At 43.1% G+C, this 20991-nt stretch carries 18 protein-coding genes and 1 riboswitch; of the genes, 2 read left to right on the forward strand and 16 right to left on the reverse strand.

Translation table 11 applies throughout. From position 1 onward, the window contains the following. Nucleotides 1–65 precede the first annotated feature (65 nt). Nucleotides 66–188 (forward strand): hypothetical protein, encoded by a 123-nt coding sequence (locus A0O21_RS11085; RefSeq protein ID WP_257722074.1) that lies wholly within the window; start codon nucleotides 66–68, stop codon nucleotides 186–188. Beyond that, entirely contained in the window at nucleotides 178–303 is a 126-nt protein-coding gene (locus A0O21_RS11090; protein WP_257722075.1) for a hypothetical protein, read from the forward strand. Before A0O21_RS11085 ends, A0O21_RS11090 begins: the two co-directional genes overlap by 11 nt. 136 nt (nucleotides 304–439) lie before the next feature. On the opposite strand, the gene A0O21_RS06045 is transcribed toward A0O21_RS11090, so the two are convergent. The 16 genes from A0O21_RS06045 to A0O21_RS06120 form a co-directional block, all read right to left on the reverse strand. Next, on the reverse strand, nucleotides 440–1318 hold the full coding sequence (locus tag A0O21_RS06045) for a F0F1 ATP synthase subunit gamma (RefSeq protein WP_067062852.1): 879 nt from the start codon (nucleotides 1316–1318) through the stop codon (nucleotides 440–442). A gap of 15 nt (nucleotides 1319–1333) precedes the next feature. Then, the gene (gene atpA, locus A0O21_RS06050) at nucleotides 1334–2839 is read right to left on the reverse strand and encodes a F0F1 ATP synthase subunit alpha (protein ID WP_067062857.1); all 1506 of its coding nucleotides are present in this window, start codon (nucleotides 2837–2839) and stop codon (nucleotides 1334–1336) included. A gap of 15 nt (nucleotides 2840–2854) precedes the next feature. Further along, nucleotides 2855–3391 carry a F0F1 ATP synthase subunit delta gene (locus tag A0O21_RS06055; protein WP_067062861.1) on the reverse strand — a complete coding sequence of 179 codons (537 nt, stop codon included), beginning with the start codon at nucleotides 3389–3391 and terminating at the stop codon, nucleotides 2855–2857. After that, nucleotides 3391–3888 (reverse strand): F0F1 ATP synthase subunit B, encoded by a 498-nt coding sequence (gene atpF / locus A0O21_RS06060; protein ID WP_067062866.1) that lies wholly within the window; start codon nucleotides 3886–3888, stop codon nucleotides 3391–3393. The genes A0O21_RS06055 and atpF overlap by 1 nt, the downstream gene beginning before the upstream one ends. Nucleotides 3889–3905: 17 nt before the next feature. Continuing rightward, the gene (gene atpB, locus A0O21_RS06065; protein WP_067062871.1) at nucleotides 3906–4622 is read right to left on the reverse strand and encodes a F0F1 ATP synthase subunit A; all 717 of its coding nucleotides are present in this window, start codon (nucleotides 4620–4622) and stop codon (nucleotides 3906–3908) included. Nucleotides 4623–4667: 45 nt separating this feature from the next. Further along, entirely contained in the window at nucleotides 4668–4871 is a 204-nt protein-coding gene (locus tag A0O21_RS06070) for a F0F1 ATP synthase subunit C (RefSeq protein WP_067062875.1), read from the reverse strand. Between the two features lie 731 nt (nucleotides 4872–5602). Then, on the reverse strand, nucleotides 5603–7999 hold the full coding sequence (locus A0O21_RS06075) for a glycogen/starch/alpha-glucan phosphorylase (protein ID WP_067062880.1): 2397 nt from the start codon (nucleotides 7997–7999) through the stop codon (nucleotides 5603–5605). 23 nt (nucleotides 8000–8022) lie between these two features. Further along, entirely contained in the window at nucleotides 8023–9450 is a 1428-nt protein-coding gene (glgA, locus tag A0O21_RS06080) for a glycogen synthase GlgA (RefSeq protein ID WP_067062883.1), read from the reverse strand. Further along, a complete protein-coding gene (gene glgD, locus A0O21_RS06085) occupies nucleotides 9447–10583 on the reverse strand; it encodes a glucose-1-phosphate adenylyltransferase subunit GlgD (protein WP_067062886.1) in 1137 nt (378 codons plus the stop codon). Before glgD ends, glgA begins: the two co-directional genes overlap by 4 nt. Next, nucleotides 10573–11712 carry a glucose-1-phosphate adenylyltransferase gene (locus A0O21_RS06090; RefSeq protein ID WP_067062890.1) on the reverse strand — a complete coding sequence of 380 codons (1140 nt, stop codon included), beginning with the start codon at nucleotides 11710–11712 and terminating at the stop codon, nucleotides 10573–10575. The genes glgD and A0O21_RS06090 overlap by 11 nt, the downstream gene beginning before the upstream one ends. Nucleotides 11713–11901: 189 nt before the next feature. Then, on the reverse strand, nucleotides 11902–13794 hold the full coding sequence (gene glgB, locus A0O21_RS06095) for a 1,4-alpha-glucan branching protein GlgB (RefSeq protein WP_067065184.1): 1893 nt from the start codon (nucleotides 13792–13794) through the stop codon (nucleotides 11902–11904). Between the two features lie 89 nt (nucleotides 13795–13883). After that, nucleotides 13884–16184 carry a type I pullulanase gene (gene pulA / locus A0O21_RS06100; RefSeq protein WP_067062894.1) on the reverse strand — a complete coding sequence of 767 codons (2301 nt, stop codon included), beginning with the start codon at nucleotides 16182–16184 and terminating at the stop codon, nucleotides 13884–13886. 6 nt (nucleotides 16185–16190) lie between these two features. Then, nucleotides 16191–17213, reverse strand: a complete 1023-nt coding sequence (locus A0O21_RS06105) for a diacylglycerol kinase family lipid kinase (RefSeq protein ID WP_067062898.1) — start codon at nucleotides 17211–17213, stop codon at nucleotides 16191–16193. A 13-nt stretch (nucleotides 17214–17226) separates the two neighbouring features. After that, on the reverse strand, nucleotides 17227–19185 hold the full coding sequence (ligA, locus tag A0O21_RS06110) for an NAD-dependent DNA ligase LigA (protein ID WP_067062902.1): 1959 nt from the start codon (nucleotides 19183–19185) through the stop codon (nucleotides 17227–17229). Nucleotides 19186–19235: 50 nt separating this feature from the next. Beyond that, on the reverse strand, nucleotides 19236–20036 hold the full coding sequence (locus tag A0O21_RS06115) for a Cof-type HAD-IIB family hydrolase (RefSeq protein ID WP_067062905.1): 801 nt from the start codon (nucleotides 20034–20036) through the stop codon (nucleotides 19236–19238). A 221-nt stretch (nucleotides 20037–20257) separates the two neighbouring features. Beyond that, complete coding sequence (locus tag A0O21_RS06120) at nucleotides 20258–20764, reverse strand: QueT transporter family protein (protein ID WP_067062909.1); 507 nt, start codon at nucleotides 20762–20764, stop codon at nucleotides 20258–20260. Continuing rightward, a riboswitch (PreQ1 riboswitch) is annotated at nucleotides 20762–20985 on the reverse strand. It overlaps the preceding gene by 3 nt. Nucleotides 20986–20991: the final 6 nt, after the last annotated feature.

Genomic DNA, 20991 nt, shown 5'->3' on the forward strand with positions numbered 1-20991 from the left:
GCTCTTAGGCCGTGTTCAATTATCAAGATACAAAGGCCGTGAAAAAATCTGTATGAAAATAGGGGATGGCAAGTGATGCTGGCATCACGCTGACAGCCATCTTTTTCACTAGGATTTTAGGCCGTGTTCAATTATCAAGATACAAAGGCCATGAAAAAATCTGTATGAAAATAGGGGATGGCAAGTGATGCTGGCATCACGCTGACAGCCATCTTTTTCACTAAGATTTTAGGCCGTGTTCAATTTATCAAGATAGACAGCAACGAAAATTTTTATTGCCGTTTACCTTTTATAGTGTTTTAGATTTCTATCTTAGCGGATTTAAAAATCTCTAGTATGATTTTAAGCCATTAAAACTTGCTGTTTCATTCAGTCAAAAGGGTTTTCAGAAAGGCAGACAGCAAAACTACTGTCGAACTTCTTTATTCCCTTTCTGCTGCTATTCCAAAGCATTAGCACCGGCAACAATTTCTGTAATTTCCTGCGTAATCTCTGCTTGTCGGGCACGATTATACTGAATGGTCAAATCCTCAATCAGATTTTTTGCATTGTCCGTTGCTGTCTGCATAGCTGTCATTCCAGCAGCATGTTCTGCTGTCTTAGCATCAACAATAGCACCGTAAATCAGGCTCTCTGTGTACTGAGGCAGGAGCTGTTCTAAGATAGTATTGCGATCAGGCTCCAGCTCAAAATCGCGCAGCCCTTCTTCTGCCGCCTCATCGGCATCTAATTCAGTAATCGGCAGCATCTGCTGGACTCGAACCTGACTGGTCAGGCTGTTAACATGATGATTATAACAGACATAAAGTTCATCAAACAGTTCATTGGTATACATTTCAATGGACTGAGAAATAATCCGGCCGACCTGATCGAAACTGGGCTGATCTTCTAAACCTCGCAGTTCAAAAGCAACATTCATCTTTCGGCCCTTAAAAAAATCAGAGCCGACACTGCCAATTGAAATAATTGTATAGTCATCATTGGCTGCATGGTATTCGTTAATGATATCCATAACAGCTTTTAAAATTTTAGAATTATAGCCGCCGACTAGACCCTTATCAGAGGTAATAACGATATAGCCGGTTCTTTTCACCGGTCTGGCCAGCAGCATAGGATTGCGGCTGCCCCTTGTCAGCTCCGTTTTCAGCAAATCTGTCGTAATCTGACGAATCTTAGCCGCATAGACTTGAAAATTTCTGGCCCCTTGTTCTGATTTAACAAGTTTAGCTGATGAAACCATGCGCATCGCACTAGTGATTTTACTGGTTTTCTCAGTCGAAATAATTTTGTTTTTAATTTCACTAAGAGAGCCTGCCATACTGGAACCTCCCTATTATTTGAACTGTGATTGATCTTTAAAGGCCTGAATAGCTTTATCCAAATCAGCCTCATCCGGCAGATCCTTGGTTGTGCGGATAGTATCAAAAATAGCCTCATAATGCAGATCAAAGTAATCATAAAGGGCTTCTTCAAAAGCCAAGATATCATCTACCGGCACATCATCTAAGAAACCATGCGTCAATGCATAGAGTATCAGAACCTGTTTTTCAACCGGGAGAGGCTTGTGCAGAGGCTGCTTCAGCACCTCAATAGTACGCCGGCCGCGGTTTAGCTTGGCCTGAGTAGCCGCATCCAGGTCACTTCCGAATTGGGTGAAAGCTTCCAGCTCACGGTAAGAAGCCAAATCCAGCCGCAGGGTTCCTGCTACCTTTTTCATTGCCTTAATCTGGGCAGACCCACCGACACGGGATACTGAAGAACCCGCATCAATAGCCGGACGGATTCCCGAATTAAACAAACTTTCCTGTAAAAAAATCTGCCCATCGGTGATTGAAATAACGTTTGTTGCAATATAGGCTGAAATATCACCTGCCTGAGTCTCAATAAAAGGCAAAGCAGTAATAGACCCGCCGCCAAGAGCATCAGAAACTTTAGCTGACCGCTCTAAAAGACGACTGTGCAGATAAAAGACATCCCCCGGATAAGCTTCACGGCCAGGCGGACGGCGCAAGAGGAGAGAAAGCTCCCGATAGGCTACCGCTTGTTTGGATAAATCATCATAAACAATTAAAACATGTTTGCCCTTATACATAAACTCTTCTGCCATTGCCACACCGGCATAAGGAGCTATGTAGAGCAAGGGTGAGGGCTGTGATGCTGAGGCAGTCACAACAATAGTATAATCAAGTGCCCCGTACTGGCGCAGTGTTTCAACTTGTGTACGGACCGTTGATTCTTTCTGGCCGATAGCGACATAGATACAAATCATATCTTGACCCTTCTGGTTCAAGATAGCATCAATAGCCACAGAGGTTTTCCCTGTTTGTCGGTCTCCGATAATCAGTTCACGCTGTCCGCGGCCAATCGGCACAAGGGCATCAATAGCCTTAAGTCCAGTCTGAAGCGGCTCAGAAACAGACTGCCGCTGCATAACACCCGGTGCAGGAAACTCGACTGGCCGGCTCGACTGGGTTTGAATACTGCCCAGACCGTCTACAGGCTGACCGAGAGGATTGACAACACGGCCGATCAGCGCTTCGCCAACCGGTACTTCCATGATTTTACCGGTACGTTTGACCTCATCTCCTTCGCGAATAGCCGAAAAATCCCCCAAAATGATGATCCCGACATCATCAGATTCAAGGTTTTGTGCCATCCCAAAGCTTCCGTCAGAAAATTCAAGGAGCTCGCCGCTCATGGCGTTATCCAGACCGCGTGCCCGGGCAATACCATCACCGACATAAGTGACTATTCCTGTTTCTGTGACATCAAAACTTGGCTGAAAATTCTCAATTTGCTTTTTAATTAAAGCGCTAATTTCTTGTGCATTAATTGCCAAAAGTCACACCACTTTCTATTTTAAATTCATTTTAAATTCCCGTAATTGACGGCGAATACTCATATCAACAACCTGATTATCTGCATCGATAATCAAACCGCCGATAATGGATGGATCGATTTTCTCAACAAGCCTGCCTTTGCTGACAGCTAATTTATCAGCAGCTATTTTTAGAACCCGCTCTTTTTGCGCTTGGGTTAAAGCAACCGCTGATGTGACGACAATATCATAAGTATTGGTCACGTCAGACAGTTTTTCTAAGACAAGCTGCAGTATCTCATACAGATAAGCTTCTCTTTCATTTTGTATAACAATTTCAAGAAAATTACTGAAATAGACTGAGGCAGATTTCTGAAAAGTTCGGATAAGATCTGCCTTATCCGATTGGCTGATACCGTCATGTTTCAGAACCGCAGCCAAATCTGTTTCAGCAAAGACTGTTAATACAGTCCTGATTTCTTCAGCCATTATTTCCGTCTGCTGCTGTTCCACGGCTACTTCAACAAGACTTTTGGCATACCGTTCAAGCACTGTCTGTGTTTTTTTGTTCATCAGACTTCTCCTAGCTCATCAAGATAACGGTCAATGAGTTCGCTTTGTGCCTCCTTGTCCAAATTAGCCGTCATAATTTTTTCAGCTAAAAGGACTGTTAAGTCACCTACTTCTGCTTTAACATCAGACAGGGCTTCTGCTTTATCCTGAGCGATATCCTGACTGGCCTTTGTCTTCAGCCGGCCAGCTTCTTCTTCTGCCGCAGTGATAATCTGGTGACCCTTAGCTGTGCTCAGCTCTTTAGCATCATCAATAATTTGGCTGGCTTCTCCCTTTGCCTGAACAAGTTCATGTTCACGCTGATCGGCCAGATCCTCTGCTTTCTGCCTTGCAGCTTCTGCACTGTCAATATCATTAGCAATCTTTTCTTCACGGTTTTTTAATATGCCTGTCAGTTGTCCCCAAACATATTTTCTGATAAGAACAAGCAAAAGAAGCACTGAACCTGTAATAATAATGATATTACCAATCGTTGTACTGTTAATCAGTATCTCCATCTCTTTTTACTCCTTTCTTATTCTTCACTGCTGCCGTTAACTTTGTCTCCGATATAGGACGATGCCAACATGGTAAAAACATAAGCCTGAATCGTTGAAATAAACATTGAAAAGGCCGTCCAGGCCAAATTGATACCAAAGGCAACCGGAGCCATAAAAAGCTTCCAATTAGCCAGCTGCACTAAAAGCGTCGTGACCACTTCACCTGCATAGATATTACCGAAAAGCCGCAGCGCTAGTGAAGCTATATTAGTCAGTTCACTTAAAATATTCATGGGCAGCATAATCGGCTGAGGAGCCAGATAGCCTTTCAGATAATCCTTAATCCCATTTTTTCGAATGCCTTCAACATGAACAACACAGGCTATCATCAAAGATAGAGTCAGGTCAACTGAAAAGTTGGCTGTCGGAGATGTCCACAGATTATAGTCACCAACTTCAAGCTTGGTAACTAAACCAATATTATTAGCAATCAAGATGAAGAAAAAAAAGGTAAACAGAAGCAGACTGTAATTTTGTGTATAAGCTCCTAAATTTGGTTTAATGGTATTTATGACAAATTCATAAAGATACTCTAACACATTTTGCCTGCCCTTAGGTTTCAAAGTCATACGGCGGCTGGCCCAGAAAAGAAAAGAAAAGGCAGCAAGCACAGTCAAGAGAGACATTGCAAGAATTGTTAAATCGAACTCAATGCCCAAAAATTGTAGGGTTGGATTTTCTAATGTTTCCAACGTTACCCCTCCTTCTTAGTTGGTTTTACAGTAAAAACCAGCTGCTTAGTTGACAAAGAAGGTTGCTGCAAGAAGAACGAAAAAGGTTCCTTCAATAAAAGCGACACCAAGAATCATCAGTCTTTGCAGTTTACTGTACATCTCCGGCTGACGTGCTGCAGATTTGGCAATGTTAGAAACCAAAAAACCTTCTGCCAGGCTGACACCCATAACAGCAATTCCAAGCGCTAAGATATTTAAATTCAACATAAGAGTTCTCCTTAAAAAAATTTTACCTTGTTATTTTAGTCTTATTTTTAGGGAATGTCAATAAATTACTTGCTTTTCTGCTCTCTTTATTAAACCATTCTTAACCATTGTTCTTCTCTGCTTTCAGCCTTTTTTCAGCTGATGGCTTTTTAAAAATTCAGAACTAAGAATCCACTGAACTCATTTAAAAATTTCCCCCTTTTCTTCCCTTCTATGCTAAAATCAATTTTTCACATTGAAGCAAAGAAACTGCCGCGATTTTAGCTCCAGCACAGGCAAAAAAGATATGGTTAAATTTAGACTTGATTTCAAATTAACCAGCCGTAAACGTCTGAAAGCTTTGTCGCCTTAACAGTCGACCGCACCTTTCTAGTCGTTCTGGCAGGGGTGCGTCTGCGAAATCATAGATTTCGGACTTACCGTCAGCCGTAAACGTCTGAAAGCTTTGTCGCCTTAACAGTCTACCACACCTTTCTAGTCGTTCTGGCAGGGGTGCGTCTGTCAAATCATAGATTTCGGACTTACCGCCATTTTGCTGTGAGCTTGAACGGGCTTTGTATCTTAGTGAATTGAACACGGCCTAAAAGCTCGGAAAAAAGATGTCCCTCTCTCGTGTTTTGCAACACATCGTTGGGCCCCTATTTTTCAGTCGCTTTTTTAACGGGCTTTGTATCTTAATAAAAAACGGCCTGAGCCGTTTTTTATCTATAGGGAAGGCAGAAAGAGAAGCCTTATTTGCGCAAATTCCAGATTTCTTCAGCATAAGCTGTAATCGTGTCATCCGATGTAAACTTATCCGAGTTAGCAATATTAAGAAGGCTCATACGCGCCCACTTTTCCTTATCACGGTACAGCGCATCAATATACTCCTGAGCAGCAACATAAGAAGGGAAATCTTCCAGCAAGAAATATTCATCGTTGTAAGCGATAAGCGACTCATAAATTTCGCTTCCTTCGCTCTGCGCATTTGGAATCGTTCCATTAACAAAAGTATCGACAACACGCTTAATAACAGGGTTGTTCTCATAGACACCGCGGGAATAATAGTCATGCGCTTCATAATGGTGGTAGACAGCATCTTTATCCATACCAAAGATGACAATATTGTCATCGCCGACTTCATCCTTAATTTCGATATTGGCACCATCAAGAGTAGCCAGTGTAATCGCACCTGTCATCATGAATTTCATGTTTGAAGTGCCTGACGCTTCCTTGGAAGCCAGTGAAATCTGTTCAGATACATCAGCTGCCGGAATAATCAGCTCGGCCAGACTGACATTATAGTTTTCTAAGAAAACTACTTTCAGTTTACCTTGGAGACTGGCATCATTATTAATCAAATTGGCCAATTCATTAATCAGTTTAATGACCGATTTCGCAAAGTGATAGCCCGGCGCCGCTTTGGCTCCGAAAATGAAGACACGGGGAACCATATCCTTATCAGGATTGTCTTTTAAGTCCCAATACAGTTTGATGATGTGCAAAACATTGAGCAGCTGCCGTTTGTAGGCATGGAGCCGTTTAACCTGTACATCAAAGATAGCATCTGTAGATACTTCAATTCCTGTTGTTTCCAGAATATAAGCCGCTAATTTTGCCTTTGCTTCTTTTTTCACTTGATAGAACTGATCAAGAACAGCTTTATCATCTGCAAAGTCATTTAATTTTTGCAGTTCATGAATATCTCGGCGCCAGCCTGTGCCAATGGTGGCATCAATTGCTTCCGACAGTTCCGGAGCAGCAATTTGAGTCCAGCGCCGCTGAACGATACCGTTTGTTTTATTATTAAATTTATCCGGATACAGGGTGTAAAAATCACGCAGCGTATCTTCTTTGAGCAGTTCTGTGTGAAGTTTGGCTACACCATTGACCGAATGGCCGCCGATAATGGCCAGATTAGCCATGTGAATCTGATTGTCCTTGACAATCCGAGTATTTTCAATAATATCGGTAGCCACATTGTTCTGAGTCATTTCAGCAACGAAACGGCTGTCAATCTCAAGGACAATCTGATAAACACGCGGCAAGACTGTCTTAAACAGGTTGGCATCCCATTTTTCAAGCGCCTCAGACAAAATCGTATGGTTGGTATAGCTCATAGTCTTCACAGTAGCTTCCCAGGCCTTATCCCAGGACAAACCATAGTCGTCGATCAAAAGGCGCATAAACTCAGCTGGAGCAACAGCCGGATGGGTATCGTTAATATGAACAGAAACCTTTTCATAAATAGTCTCAAGCGGACGGCCGAGTTTGAGATAAGACTTAATGATAGTCTGCAGTCCGGCACTTGTCATGAAGTATTCCTGAATCAGACGCAGTTCCTTTCCTTCATAGCTGGAATCATCAGGATAGAGTGTGGCTGTTATATCCTGAACACGACGGCGATCTGCAATCGTCGGATAATTCAGTTCATATTCTTCAGGAATTTCAACGTCCCACAGACGCAGATTATTGATAACACCATTTTTAAAGCCAATCTGCGGAACATCGTAAGGGACAGCCCGCAGAACCTGTGCATTTTTGTAGACTGGAATAATCCGGCCTTCTTCATTAGCCTGCAGCTGGACGTCACCGAATAATTTGACATCTACAACATCATGGTCCTTGCGAATTTCCCAGACGTTGCCAGTTGAACCGAACCAAGAATCCGGCAGTTCTACTTGATAGCCGTCAACAATACGCTGTTTAAACAGGCCGTATTTATAGCGCAGACCGTTCCCAAAACCGGGGTAGCCGGTCGTTGCTAAAGAATCCATAAAAGCAGCAGCCAGACGGCCCAGACCGCCGTTCCCCAAAGCCATATCGTGCTCTGCATTTTTGACTGCATTGAAATCGACATCCAAATCAGCAAAAGCCTCTTTTACCAAATCCAAAATCCCTAAATTAAGGAGATTTGTTTCCAGCATACGGCCCGGCAAAAACTCAATAGAAAAATAATAAGCAATTTTTTCCTGATTCTCAGAGAGTTTGCGGTTGCGGTCAATCCAGGTGTCGGTGTAATATTTACGAACCAATTTTGCCAAGGTCGCAAATATTTCAGTCGGCGTTGCTGCCGGCACCTTTATCAGTTGTTCTTCGTGAAGGGTATCTTTAAAATCACGAATAAATTGTTCTTTTGTGAGTTGCATTTTTTTCCTTTCAAATGGCTTTTTTAAAGCTCTTTGTACAAGCTTTCATAAACGAGACTGGCAGTATCCCAGGAAAAATCCTGACTCATGGCATTTCGCTGAATAGCCTGCCAATCTTCCTTGTGATTATAATACACATCGAGCGCAAAGGCAAGTGTATTGTTCAGCCAATAGCCGGAAAAATTATTAAAACCAAATCCTGTCCCGGATTTTTCCAGCGGATTGTATGGGATAACCGTATCCCGCAGTCCGCCTACTTCATGCACAAGCGGAAGTGTGCCGTAACGCATGGCCATCATCTGAGAAAGTCCGCACGGTTCAAAAGCACTCGGCATCAGGAAAAGATCACAGGCTCCGTAAATTTGCTGAGCCAGTTCCAAATCAAAGGTGATATTAGCAGATACTTTATCAGGATAGTGCAGACCAAACCATGAAAAGGCATTCTCAAAATCCGCATAACCGGTTCCCAATACAACAAGCTGCAAGTCATGCTGCAGCATCGCATTCAGCTCATTAACAACCAGATTAAAACCTTTCTGATCGGTCAGACGCGATACGATACCAATCAGCGGCACATCATCACGAACAGGCAGTCCCACACGTTTTTGCAGAGCTTCCTTATTTTTTGCTTTTCCGGATAAATCATCAATTGAAAAATGCGCTTCTAAATAAGGATCCGTTTCCGGATTTAAAAGCTCAGTATCGATACCATTGACAATGCCAGATAATTTCCCGGCTTCCATCCGCATAATCTGATCAAGCCCCTTCCCAAATTCAGGGGTTTGAATTTCTTCAGCATAAGACGGTGAAACAGTAGTTACACGGTCAGCATAGAGAACGCCTGCTTTCATCCAGTTCAGGGCATCGTTCCAGCGCAGCGTCCCATCAGCATAGCGCTCATCGCCTACGCCAAATAAATTCCCCAGCATACCGGGCTCAAACTGCCCCTGAAATTCAATATTATGAATCGTAAAGACTGTTTTAATGCCTTGATAGGCCTTAATCCAATGATACTTTTCTTTAACCAGAAAAGGAATCATAGCCGTGTGGTAGTCATGGACATGAAGGACATCCGGAATGAACTCAATTTTCTCCATCATCTCTAAAGCAGCCAGCTGAAAGAAGGCGAAGCGTTCTCCGTCATCCCAATCTCCGTAAATATGCCCGCGGAAAAAGTAATCGTGATTGTCAACAAAATAGAAGGCAACCTGATCACGGACTATTTTTTTGACACCGACATACTGACGGCGCCAGCCCACATCGACGTAAAAATACAGAACATCTTCAATTTCATCGCCGAATTTGGCATCAATACTATCATAATAAGGTAAAACAACAGCTACTTCATTTCCGTTTTTCACCAGTGATTTAGGCAATGCGCCGATGACATCGCCTAAACCGCCGGTTTTAGCAAAAGGTGCGCCTTCTGCTGCTACAAACATTATCTTCATTGAATAATATCCTCAACAATTTCAACTGACTTAGCTATGACGACTGGTTTTTCCTGTGTTCCCCGGATAGTGACACCGTCTGCAATTTGAACATTTTTACCGACAATGGCATTCTCAATAACTGTCCCTTGACCGATTTTCACTTTAGGGAAAAGAATACTGTTGATAATTTTCGAATTTTCAGCAAGGTAGCAGTTGCGGGAAACAATAGAATGCTCAACATCTCCTTTTACAATACTGCCAGATGCAAACTGAGCATTTTTGACAACAGAATCTGCTGCATAATAAGTCGATTCTTCATTTTTAACTTTTGTATACACTCTTTGGTTCGAGTAAAGCAAAGAATAGAATTTTTGGCTGTCCAGCATATCCATATTAGCATCGAAATATGACTTAACGGAAGAAATGTTAGCAAGGTAGCCTGTGTATTCAAAAGCTAAAGCCTGCTCACTGACCGCCAAATCTCTCAGCAAGAAACGCAGTTTTTGCGGTTTGTCTTTCTGAGCTTCTTTTTCCATTTGATCAATCAGCCAAGGCGTATCAATGATGTAAATGCCAGCTGACATTTTTTCCGTCTTGCTGCCTTCCTCAAAACCGTCGCGGCGGCCGACAACAATATCAGATTCATCAATTTCCAAAATATCATTAGCCTGAGAAATGGATTCCCTCGGCAACTTCTTATAAACGACTGTAATATTGCGTTTATTAGCATTGTGCAGATGAATAACCTGCTGCAAATCAATATTGCAAAGGATATCGCAGGACATGTAGACGGTTTGATCAGATCCTGAACGTTTCAGATAAGTCAGTATTTGATCATAATAATCATGGTCAGCCACCGTTCCGTCCTCACTTGTATTGTAAAAACCAAGGAAATAATGGCTGAGAAGGGTATTTAGTCCCCACTCCCGGCCGCTGCGGATATGATCAAAAACCGAGCGAATATTTTGGCCGCGGAAAATACCGTAAACACTGCGAATACCGGCATTAGCTAAATTGGACAGCTGAAAATCAATTAGGCGGTACTTACCATCAAAGGGGAGACTGGCTAACGGACGCACAGCTGTCAGTCCTTCCATCTCTGGAAAGCCGATGGCATTTCCGAGAATTGCAGAATATTTATCAATCTTCATTTGGTACCCCCACTACTTCATTGTAACCAACAACTTGCACTTCCTCAGTGCCGTCAATTTCTACACCTTCACCAATAATAGCGCCCTCACCGACAATAGCCCGTGTAATTTTTGCACCTTCACTGATAACAGCACCGCTCATGATAAAGGAGTCTTTAATTTCAGCGCCTTCTTTGACCTGAACATTTGTAGACAGGATGGAATGCTCAACTTTACCTGAAACAAAGCAGCCATCCACAACAAGTGAATCTTTGACGCTGGCTTCGTCTGTAATAAAGTTCGGCGGTGCGATCAGATTTTTGGAATAAATTTTCCAAGAGCGGTCACGGCTATGCAGTTCATTATCTTCGCCGATGTATTCCATATTAGCTTCCCAAAGCGATTCGATAGTGCCGACATCCTTCCAGTAGCCTTGGAAATTATAGGTATACACCCGTTCACCGGATTCAAGATAAGCCGGAATAACATTTTGACCAAAATCGGACATTTCAACATTATTTTTTTCTGCATCAACCAGCATCTCGCGCAGACGCTTCCAGTCGAAAATATAAATCCCCATAGAAGCTTTGGTCGATTTAGGGTTTTTCGGTTTTTCTTCAAATTCAACAATCCGGTTATTGGAGTCAGTGTTCATAATACCAAAACGACTGGCTTCTTTAAGCGGAACATCGATAACAGCAACTGTTAGACTGGCCAAATTATCTTTATGGGTTTGCAGCATGTCGTCATAGTCCATCTTATAAATATGGTCACCGGATAAAATCAAAACATATTCCGGATTGATGGAGTCGATATAGTCAATATTCTGATAAATCGCATGGCTGGTCCCTTGGAACCAGCGGTTTCCTTCAGTTGCCGAATAAGGCTGAAGGATTGTCGCCCCTGAGTTAATCCCATCAAGCCCCCAGCTTGAACCATTCCCGATGTGGCTGTTGAGAGCCAACGGCTGATACTGTGTAATCACACCAACATTATTAATTCCTGAATTGGCACAGTTTGACAGTGCAAAATCAATAATTCGGTAACGGCCGCCAAACTGTACTGCCGGTTTGGCAATACTTTGTGTCAATTTCCCAAGACGTGTCCCCTGTCCTCCAGCGAGAATAAGGGCTAACATTTCATTCTTCATTTAGTTTTCCTTTCGTAACTTGTTAAAAGCAACCGCCAATTGATTGCCAAGGCACATGTGCAGGCACCTTGGTGAATCAGCCAAAAACCTCACACAGACTGCGCAAGGAGAGACTGCGGGCCTTTCGTACTGAACAGCCGAATAAAGGGGATAAACAGTAAAATTCAAAACAAATTTTTGATAATCCTCTTACTTCTTATTCTTTAAACGGCGTTTAATTTTCCAGATACTGGCACCTAAAGCCGGGAGAGTAAAGGTCAGTGTGTTTTGATAATCTTTCCATAAACCTGACTGCGTCCGTGTCTGCGGGTTATGCTCTTTCCAGACACCGCCATGCTCTTCCATTTCGGTATTGAGAACTTCTTCGTAAATCCCCGCCAGAGGCACTCCGATTGTAAATTCTCTGCGTTCAACCGGGGTCATATTAAAGACACAGACCAGCATATCGCCTTTATCATTTTTGCGGATAAAGCTCAAAACACTTTGAGCTGTATTATCTGCATCAATGATTTCTAACCCTTCATAGGAATCGTCCATCAGCCAAAGAGCCTTATTGTCCTTGTAAAATTGGTTCAGATAGCTGGTGAAATCCTGCATTTTCAGATTCAGGCCATCAGCTTCATCCAAGTTCCCCCATTCCAGTTGGTGATCATACTTCCACTCAAGAAACTGGCCGAACTCACTGCCCATAAAGAGCAGCTTTTTGCCCGGATGGCAAATTTGATAGGTATAAAGATTGCGCAAACCGGCAAACTGGTTGTAGCGGTCTCCCCACATTTTATGCATCATGCTCTTTTTGCCGTGAACCACTTCGTCATGAGAGAAAGGCAGAATGAAATTTTCATCAAAAGCATACATAAAGCTGAAGGTGACCAAATTAAAATCATACTGGCGATAGACAGGATCTTCCTCATAAAATTTAAGGATATCATTCATCCAGCCCATATTCCACTTGTAATCAAAGCCCAAGCCGTCCTGATCAATCGATCTGGTAATAGGTGTTGAAGCTGTAGATTCTTCAGCAACCATCATCACATCCGGATGGCGGTACTTAATAATGCCGTTTAGTCTGCGCAGAAAATTATAACCCTCGATATTGCGGTTGCCGCCAAACTGATTTGGAGACCATGGACCATCATCATAGTCCCGATAAAGCATGTTGCTGACCGCGTCCACTCGAATGCCGTCAATATGGTACTGCTCAATCCAAAACAGGGCACTGGAAATCAAGAAAGACTGAACTTGAGTTTTTCCTAAATCAAAATTAAGAGCTCCCCAGCGGTAATTATGAGCGCGGTGGTGATCCTGATACTCATAAGTAGGCGTTCCGTCAAAATAGGCAAGTGCATCATCATTTTGTGTAAAATGCCCCGGTACCCAGTCGACAATAACCCCAATATTGTTTAAGTGACAGGCTTCAACAAAATCCTGAAACTCCTCAGGAGTGCCGTAGCTATGTTCGAAGGCAAAGTAACCCATCAGCTGATAGCCCCAGCTCATGCCGAGCGGATGGGCCATAATCGGCATGAACTCCACATGTGTGTAGTTCATTTTCACCAGATAGGGAATCAACTCATCTTTAAGCTGAGCAAAAGTGTAAGGCTGACCTGAATCAGTCCGCTTCCAAGAGCCTGCATGAACCTCGTAAATATTGACTGGACGCTGTTTGAAACCAAAACGTTTGCGGCGGCCCATCCACAGAGAATCTTTCCACTTCTTCTCTGCAATAGTTTTAACATAGGCCCCAGTACCCGGCCTGTCTTCTAAATAAAGAGCAACAGGATCCATCTTTTCAACAACCTGTCCCCCCTGTCTTTTGACAAGGTACTTATAGAGCTGACCTTCTTTTGGAAGACTGGTAAAGACTTCCCAGACCCCTGCCTCATTTTTTGTCATTTTGACAGGAGCGTCCTTCCAGGAACTAAAGTCTCCTATGACATGCACCTCTTCGGCATTGGGAGCCCAAACACGAAAAATATAGCCTTCTTGACCGTCCTGCACTTCTTTGTGAAGGCCAAAATAGTGCTGAATGTGAAAATTCTCTCCGGTTCCAAAGGTGTAAAGCGCTTCTTTTGTGTCCATAGCACCATCCTTTCCATCTTTTTTCTGAAACACTGACAAAATAATAATCCGGCCGTAAAAAAACAAAAATAACCTGAGAAAATCTCAGGTTATTTCGTAATATCAAGGACCATCGCTGTCAAATTTTCAATGTCTAATTCATTTCGTTGATAGCTTTTATTTGTCTCTATCATTATATCATTCACATGAAGGTTTTGCAAGCGTTTTCCGGATAGAGAGAAAATCACTTTCAGAGTTGTCAAATCATCGATTTCAAAACTGATAAAACCGCTCCCGCTGTTTGCCTCAGTCACATAAACATGGCTGCGGATTTCCTCAAAGCTTTCGTAAGAAAAGAAACGTGTCTTAGTTTTTAAGGCAATGACTCTTTTTACAAAATCAACAGTTGGCTTATGGTAGGTTACATAACGCCAATTCACTTGGTTTACCTGATCGGGAGCATTATAAGAATTCATGGCCCTTTCCTTATCAGACCAGGTCAATTCGCCGTCTTTTCCGGTTGGGTAGAGTTTGGTCCGCAAAAACTCCTGCCCGATCTGCATAAAAGCCATCCCTTGAGTCAGCAGCCCCATTGCTGTCGCCAATTCAACACGCTTGATATGAGTTATTTTATCGTCCTCAGGGTGCAATTCCAAAAGCAGATCATTAAGATTATAATTATCGTGGGCTTCAACATAATTCAATACTTGGCTGGGGGTAATATAGCCGACAATTTCATCACTCCCCAAAATCGCCTTAGCTACCTTATCTTCCTCAGGTGCACCGGATATAAAGCCTTTTTCAAAGGAACCGTAAACTTCTGCACCCTTGATAGCATTGCGCCCGTCATCATTGAAAAAGCCGATACGGGGCAGCTGATAGGCATTTTCTTTTTTGGCTTTCTGCTCCGGCTGCAGTCCTGTCCCCATATCCCAGCCTTCGCCATACATCAGGATTCGGCGGTCAATTTTATCCAGTTCTGCCCGAATGAGGTTCATTGTATCAATATCGTGAATGCCCATCAAATCAAAACGAAAGCCGTCAATATTGTATTCTTTGGTCCAATACAAGATGGAATCCACCATATATTTACGAAACATTTCCTTTTCACTAGCCGTTTCATTACCGACGCCGGTTCCGTTCTGAAAGGATCCATCTGCATTCATTCGGTAGAAATAATCCGGGACAGACAGCTGAAAAGCAGAATCCTGTGAAGAGTAGGTGTGGTTGTATACCACATCCATAATGACATTGATTCCGGCATCATGGTAGGCCTGAATCAGCTCTTTCAGCTCTAAAATACGTGTAGCCGGCTCCTGCGGGTTGCTGGTAAAACTGGCTTCGGGAACATTGTAATTTTCTGGATCATAGCCCCAGTTGTAGGCGTAATTTCCCTTATCATCAAAGGTCTGATGATGGTCAAAAACCGGCTGCAGCTGAATATGCGTGACACCAAGCTCTTTAACATAGTCAAAACAGGTTTTGTCGCCAAACTGATTCTTTGTTCCCTGCTCGAATACTCCCTTAAACTTGCCGCGGTTCTCCGAACGAACTCCCGATGTTTCAGAAACGGAAAAATCACGGACATGCATCTCGTAAATAACAGCCTGATTAGGATTGTCCAGACGCCAGGTCGCTTCCTGTCCCTGTTTGACTGAAAAGCCCTCCGGCTGCAAATACTCAGGTGCAATAACAATAGAACGCCTGCCATCTGCGGTTGTCGCCAAAGAATAGGGATCTCTTGTATCATTGAAGGTTCGGCGGCGGTAATATACCCGATAGCGGTAAGCGCAGTAGTTTAAATCGCCTGAAACCGTGACAAACCAAACACCCTGCGTGTTTTTCCGGTGATCTTCCGGGCAGCTTCTGTCCCCGCGTTCCATAGCAATAACTTCAGCAACACTGGCCTTTTCATCTGTTGAACTGTAGAGAATCAGCTCTACATGCTCAGCTGTTGGCGCCCATAAGCGAAAGGCGGTCTCCTGCTCTTGATACTGAAAGCCCAGCCAGCCGCTGAAGCCCCATTTTAAATCAAAGGCCCGACTGTTTACCGCCATATCAAAAGCACGCGGCTGACGGCGGCGGTAAGCGTGGCTGGCCACTGCGGCCTGTCTGGAATAATAAAGCGTATCATCTCCGTCCACAATCCATACTTCTGTTTTAGGGACACCGCTGTTGCGATTAATACGAAAATCTGCTGTCTTATAAGACCAGTGTGGGCTTTTAACACTAACATAGACATGGCTGAGAAAATAGGGAGCCGAGTATTTCAAATGAGCAACAGCACCAAAACTGTCAAAACGTGAAAAATACGCATCTTCTCCCCATTGTCCATCCCGCCACTTCCATAGACTCAGCTCAAAATAATTTCCGCGTTGGCTGTGATAATGCACAATGACAGTATTATTCATTTCCAATTACTCCTCTGCCTTCTTTTTTAAATCTTCTACTTCGTGTCTGAATTTTTGAGCAATGGCTTCCAGAGCCAATTTTTCTTGATCTAAAACAAGAGCATCGTCAGCAATTTCATCGGTATCTGCATAAAAAGTGATATGATTATTCAGATTTTGCAAAGCAATGGGGGCATCACCACCATATTCTCCGTCTAAATTAATCATCATACGTTTGTCAGATAAAGGCTGAATTTCCAGATAACTTGTCTTCATATAGTCCACACGCTTATCATAAATATGTTTGCCGCCATCTAGGATTTTGCGGATCAGCTGCAGTATTTCAATCAGATTAGCTGTTTTAACTAAAATCAGGGTGAAATTCCCGTCATCCAGCTTGGCATCTGGGGCAATTGTTTCAAAACCGCCGACCGAATTGGTCAAAGCGACAAAAATCATGGACACATCGCCTTCAAACACGCCTTTATCATGGGTAATACGGACTGGGACTGTCCGAACGCCCGGCAGCAGCTCCACCCCCTTTGCCAAATAAGCCAGATAGCCAAAGGTCGTTTTTAACTGACTGGGAACACTGTAAGTCAATTCCGTAAATGAACCAGCAGCGGCAATATTGATAAAATAAGAGCTGTCATAAGCCTTGCCGATATCCATCTGAATCGTCTGATTTTTGCCAATAAGCTGAGCTGCCTTTATGGGATTGCCGCGCGGTATCTTCAAAGCACGCGCAAAATCGTTGGTTGTCCCAGTCGGAATAACGGCCATTTGCGGGCGCTTCTCCAGAGGAGCAATCCCGTTAACAACCTCATTGATTGTCCCGTCACCGCCGGCAGCAACAATAAGATCAAATCCTGCTTCTGCTGCCCGCCTAGCTTCTTTTTTAGCTGAGTCTTTGCCGGGGGTCGTCTGAAAGGCCGAAGCCTCGTAGCCAAAACCTTCTAAAATATGCAAGACTTCGACAACGTTTTTTTTCATAATTTCCTGACCGGATGTTGGGTTGTAAATCAGCCGAGCCTTTTTTTGTTTCGTCATTTTTATTCCTCGCTTACAAACTCAGCAGCCATTTTTCATCTTTTATGGCAATTCCTAAGTTTTGTGCCTTTGTTAATTTGGAACCGGCGTCGCTTCCCGCAACAACAATACCTGTTTTTTTAGAGACACTGCCTGTCACTTGGGCACCCAAACGCTGCAATTTCTCAGTCGCCTGACTGCGCGTCAGCTCTGCCAGCTTCCCGGTTAAAACAACTGTCATTCCTGATAGGGGGGCATCCTGCACCCTTTGAGGACCCAAGTAAGTGAAATTTAAACCTCTCTCTTTTAATTCAGCAAGCAGTTTTTTGACCTCATCTTTAGCAAAATAACTGCTTAAAGAAGCAGCGATAACTTCTCCCAAACCTTCAATAGCAGCCACAGCAGCAAAATCAGCCTCTGCCAGCGTCTCAATATCACCAAAATGTTCTAACAGCTGTCGGCTGACTTTAGAACCGACATGCCGTATACCTAAGCCAAAAAGAAGTCTTTCAGCAGAGTTCTCCTTTGAAGCCTGAATCGCCTTAAAAATTTTAGCTGCCGATTTTTCCTTAAAACCATCTAAAGTCAAAAATTGTTCTCTTTTAAGCCTGTATATATCTGCGACATCATTAACTAACTCTGCCTGAAAGAGTTTTTCGACCAAAGCCGGTCCTAAACCGTTGATATTCATGGCATCTCTGCTGGCAAAATGGACTAATTTTTCCTTAATTTGACTTGGACACAGCGGATTGATACAGCGCAGGGCGACCTCATCCTCAAAATGGAGCAGTTCACTCCCGCAAGAAGGACAGTTTGTCGGAATGGGCAGCGAATCCTGCCTGTCTGCTTGTCTGTCGGCAACCCGCAAAACTGCGGGAATAATATCACCTGCTTTATAAACAATAACGGTATCGCCTATACGGATATCTTTTTCAGCAATATAATCCACATTATGCAGCGTTGCCCGGCTCACTCTGGTTCCCGCCAGCTGAACAGGTGTCAGATTGGCTGTTGGGGTGACAACGCCCGTACGCCCCACTGTCCAATCCACAGACAGCAGTTCTGCTGGCTTCTCTTCAGCCGGAAATTTATAAGCAATCGCCCAGCGCGGGGCCTTGACCGTAAAGCCCAGCTCTTCCTGCATCGCTAAGCTGTTAACCTTAATGACAACTCCGTCAATATCATAGGGAAGACTATCGCGCTCTTTGGCAATATCTTGAATAAAGTCCCAAATCTCATCCATTGACGCACTTAGCAAATAGCGGGAATTAACTGAAAAGCCAAGCTCAGCCAAGCCTTTCAGCACAGCAGCCTGACTGGGTTCATCAGTTGGACTGGCCTGCTGATAAAGAAAAGTCGCTAAACGGCGTTTGGCCACTACAGCTGTGTCTAATTGCCGCAAGGTTCCTGCAGCGGCATTTCTGGGATTGGCAAATTCTGTCTCACCGTTTTCCTGACGCTCTTTGTTGATTTTAGCAAAGGAAGATCTAGGCAGGTAGCATTCACCGCGGACAGTGATATCCACATCTTTCTTAAGATTCAAAGGAATATCTTTAACTCTTTTTAAATTTTCCGTAATATTTTCACCGATACGGCCGTCGCCGCGAGTTGCACCTGCCTGCAGGCGGCCGTCAGAATAAGTTAAAGAAATAGACAGACCATCGATTTTTAATTCAGCAAAATAACTGGCAGCAGGGAACTCTGATTTTATACGGCGGTCAAATTCTAACAATTCGGCGCGCGAAAAAGCATCCTGCAGAGAAAAGAGCGGATACTCATGTTCATATTTTTCAAATCCATCTAAGACAAGCCCCCCCACCCGGTGTGTAGGGCTGTCTGGCTGGATGAGCTCAGGATACTGCTTTTCCAAATCCAGCAATTCATGATAAAGCTTATCATAATCGCTGTCTGATACGCTGGGACTATCCTTAGTGTAATATTCTTCAGCATATTGATTGAGCTGCCCAACCAGTTTTTTCATTCGATTTTTCATAGGTCTATTTTACCATAATTAACTTCGAAGGAAACAGGGAAAACTCATTTTTATATTTTTTCCATGTAAGAAAGCACTGAACCTTTGCTATGATCGGCAATAACTTGGTCAGCCAGCTCCTTGATTTCTTTTCTGGCATTTTGAGGAGCAACTGCAAGACCGGCATAATCCAGCATTTCATAGTCATTGAGATTGTCGCCGAAAGCCAGCACTTGATGAGGCTGAATACTGAGTTTTTTGCATAATTGCTCAACGGCAGTTCCCTTATTGATATTTTTCGCAATTATATCGATTGCCCCAAAACCGGTTGTTACTGCAGCCAGCTCTGTCAGCCTTTGATTAATGCGCTTTTCACTGATATCAGTATATTCCAAAGGAAATTTTGTATCAATCTTTAAGACAGTGTCAGTGATGCCTGTAAAGTCATCTACTCTTTTGAGGTCTCCATAGTAATAAGACATCCGGCTGAAAAAAGACCGGTCGGCCTGAGTCAGGATATAAGCGCCCTCTCGGCCTGATAAAATCACATTTTTTGGATTAAAATGGGGAATCTGCTGCAAATCCTCTAAAGCCGTCAAATAGACTTCCCTTGGAATCGCTCCTTCAAAAACAATATCCGTTCCATGGCTGACTAAGGTTCCGTTTTCTGCAATGAAAGCCATATCATTTTGCACTTCTGCAAAAAGCGCTTTTAAATTATTTAAACTTCTGCCTGAAGCAGCTGCAAAAAGGATGCCTCTGCTTTTATAGCTTGCTATGACCCTTTTTAGCCTTTCCATACTGAACTCTCCCTGATGATCCAGAAAAGTGCCGTCCATATCCGCCGCAACTAATTTAAATGCCTCTCTCATCCTTGTTTCCTCCTCTTTATTTTTATTATAAAACAAAAAAAAGAGCAGTGAAAATAAAAAGCCAAGTAGCACTTACACAAAAACTGCTGCCAACCAGCCAAAGGCACTGGCAGCAGCCCAGAACTATGCAAAAGACGGTATATAAAAAGCGGAGCAAGCCGTCCGCCTCTTTCAATTATTTACAAAGAAATTGTTTTTTATTTAATCAATCTTTTTCTGGTCTACTGGCTCAAATCGAAACGCTGTCCAATTTTATCCATAATAACAGCTCCCACCAAGAGCGACATCAGCTCACCGACAGCTGTGGTAACCCAAGTCAGCCAAAACGGAGCTCCTAACAGGGCTAATTCAGCAGCTATAGTAACCATTGAAGCAGCAAAAAAGAAAGAAAAATAGAAAAAAGCTTTATTAAACAATCCCCCAAAAAGATAGTCTTTTTTGTAGCGAGAAAAAAGCAGGACACCTAGAGTCACAAAAATAAGAGTTGAACCGCCGCCCACTGCAACGTCAATAAGTTCAAAACTGTACAGATTAGCAAGCATACAGCCCAAAGTCACAGCAATAATATACTTAGGATGATAAAAAGCAAGAAAATTCAGCATTTCCGATACACGAAACTGATACATGCCGTAAGAAATCGCATTGAGGGGCGGAGTAACAGTTAAAACAACATAGGCAGCTGCAATAAGAGCAATATGGGCATAGTCACGGACAGATAATTTTTCCATTTAATTCTCCTTTAGCGTCAAAATAAAAGAGCCTTGGTATTCTGTCAGACAAGCCTGTTCAGAAATCACCGTTTTGACTGTCATAGAAGACTAGCCAGCAAAAACAATGAAGTCGGCACTGTCTAAATAGAATGCCACCACTTTATTTCACGCTTCTAATATGCTTGGTGAAAGAAGCTAAGCACCAAGGGTTGCATAAACAACTTGCTTATTGTATCATACTTTGA

Source organism: Streptococcus pantholopis (assembly GCF_001642085.1).
Classification (GTDB): domain Bacteria; phylum Bacillota; class Bacilli; order Lactobacillales; family Streptococcaceae; genus Streptococcus; species Streptococcus pantholopis.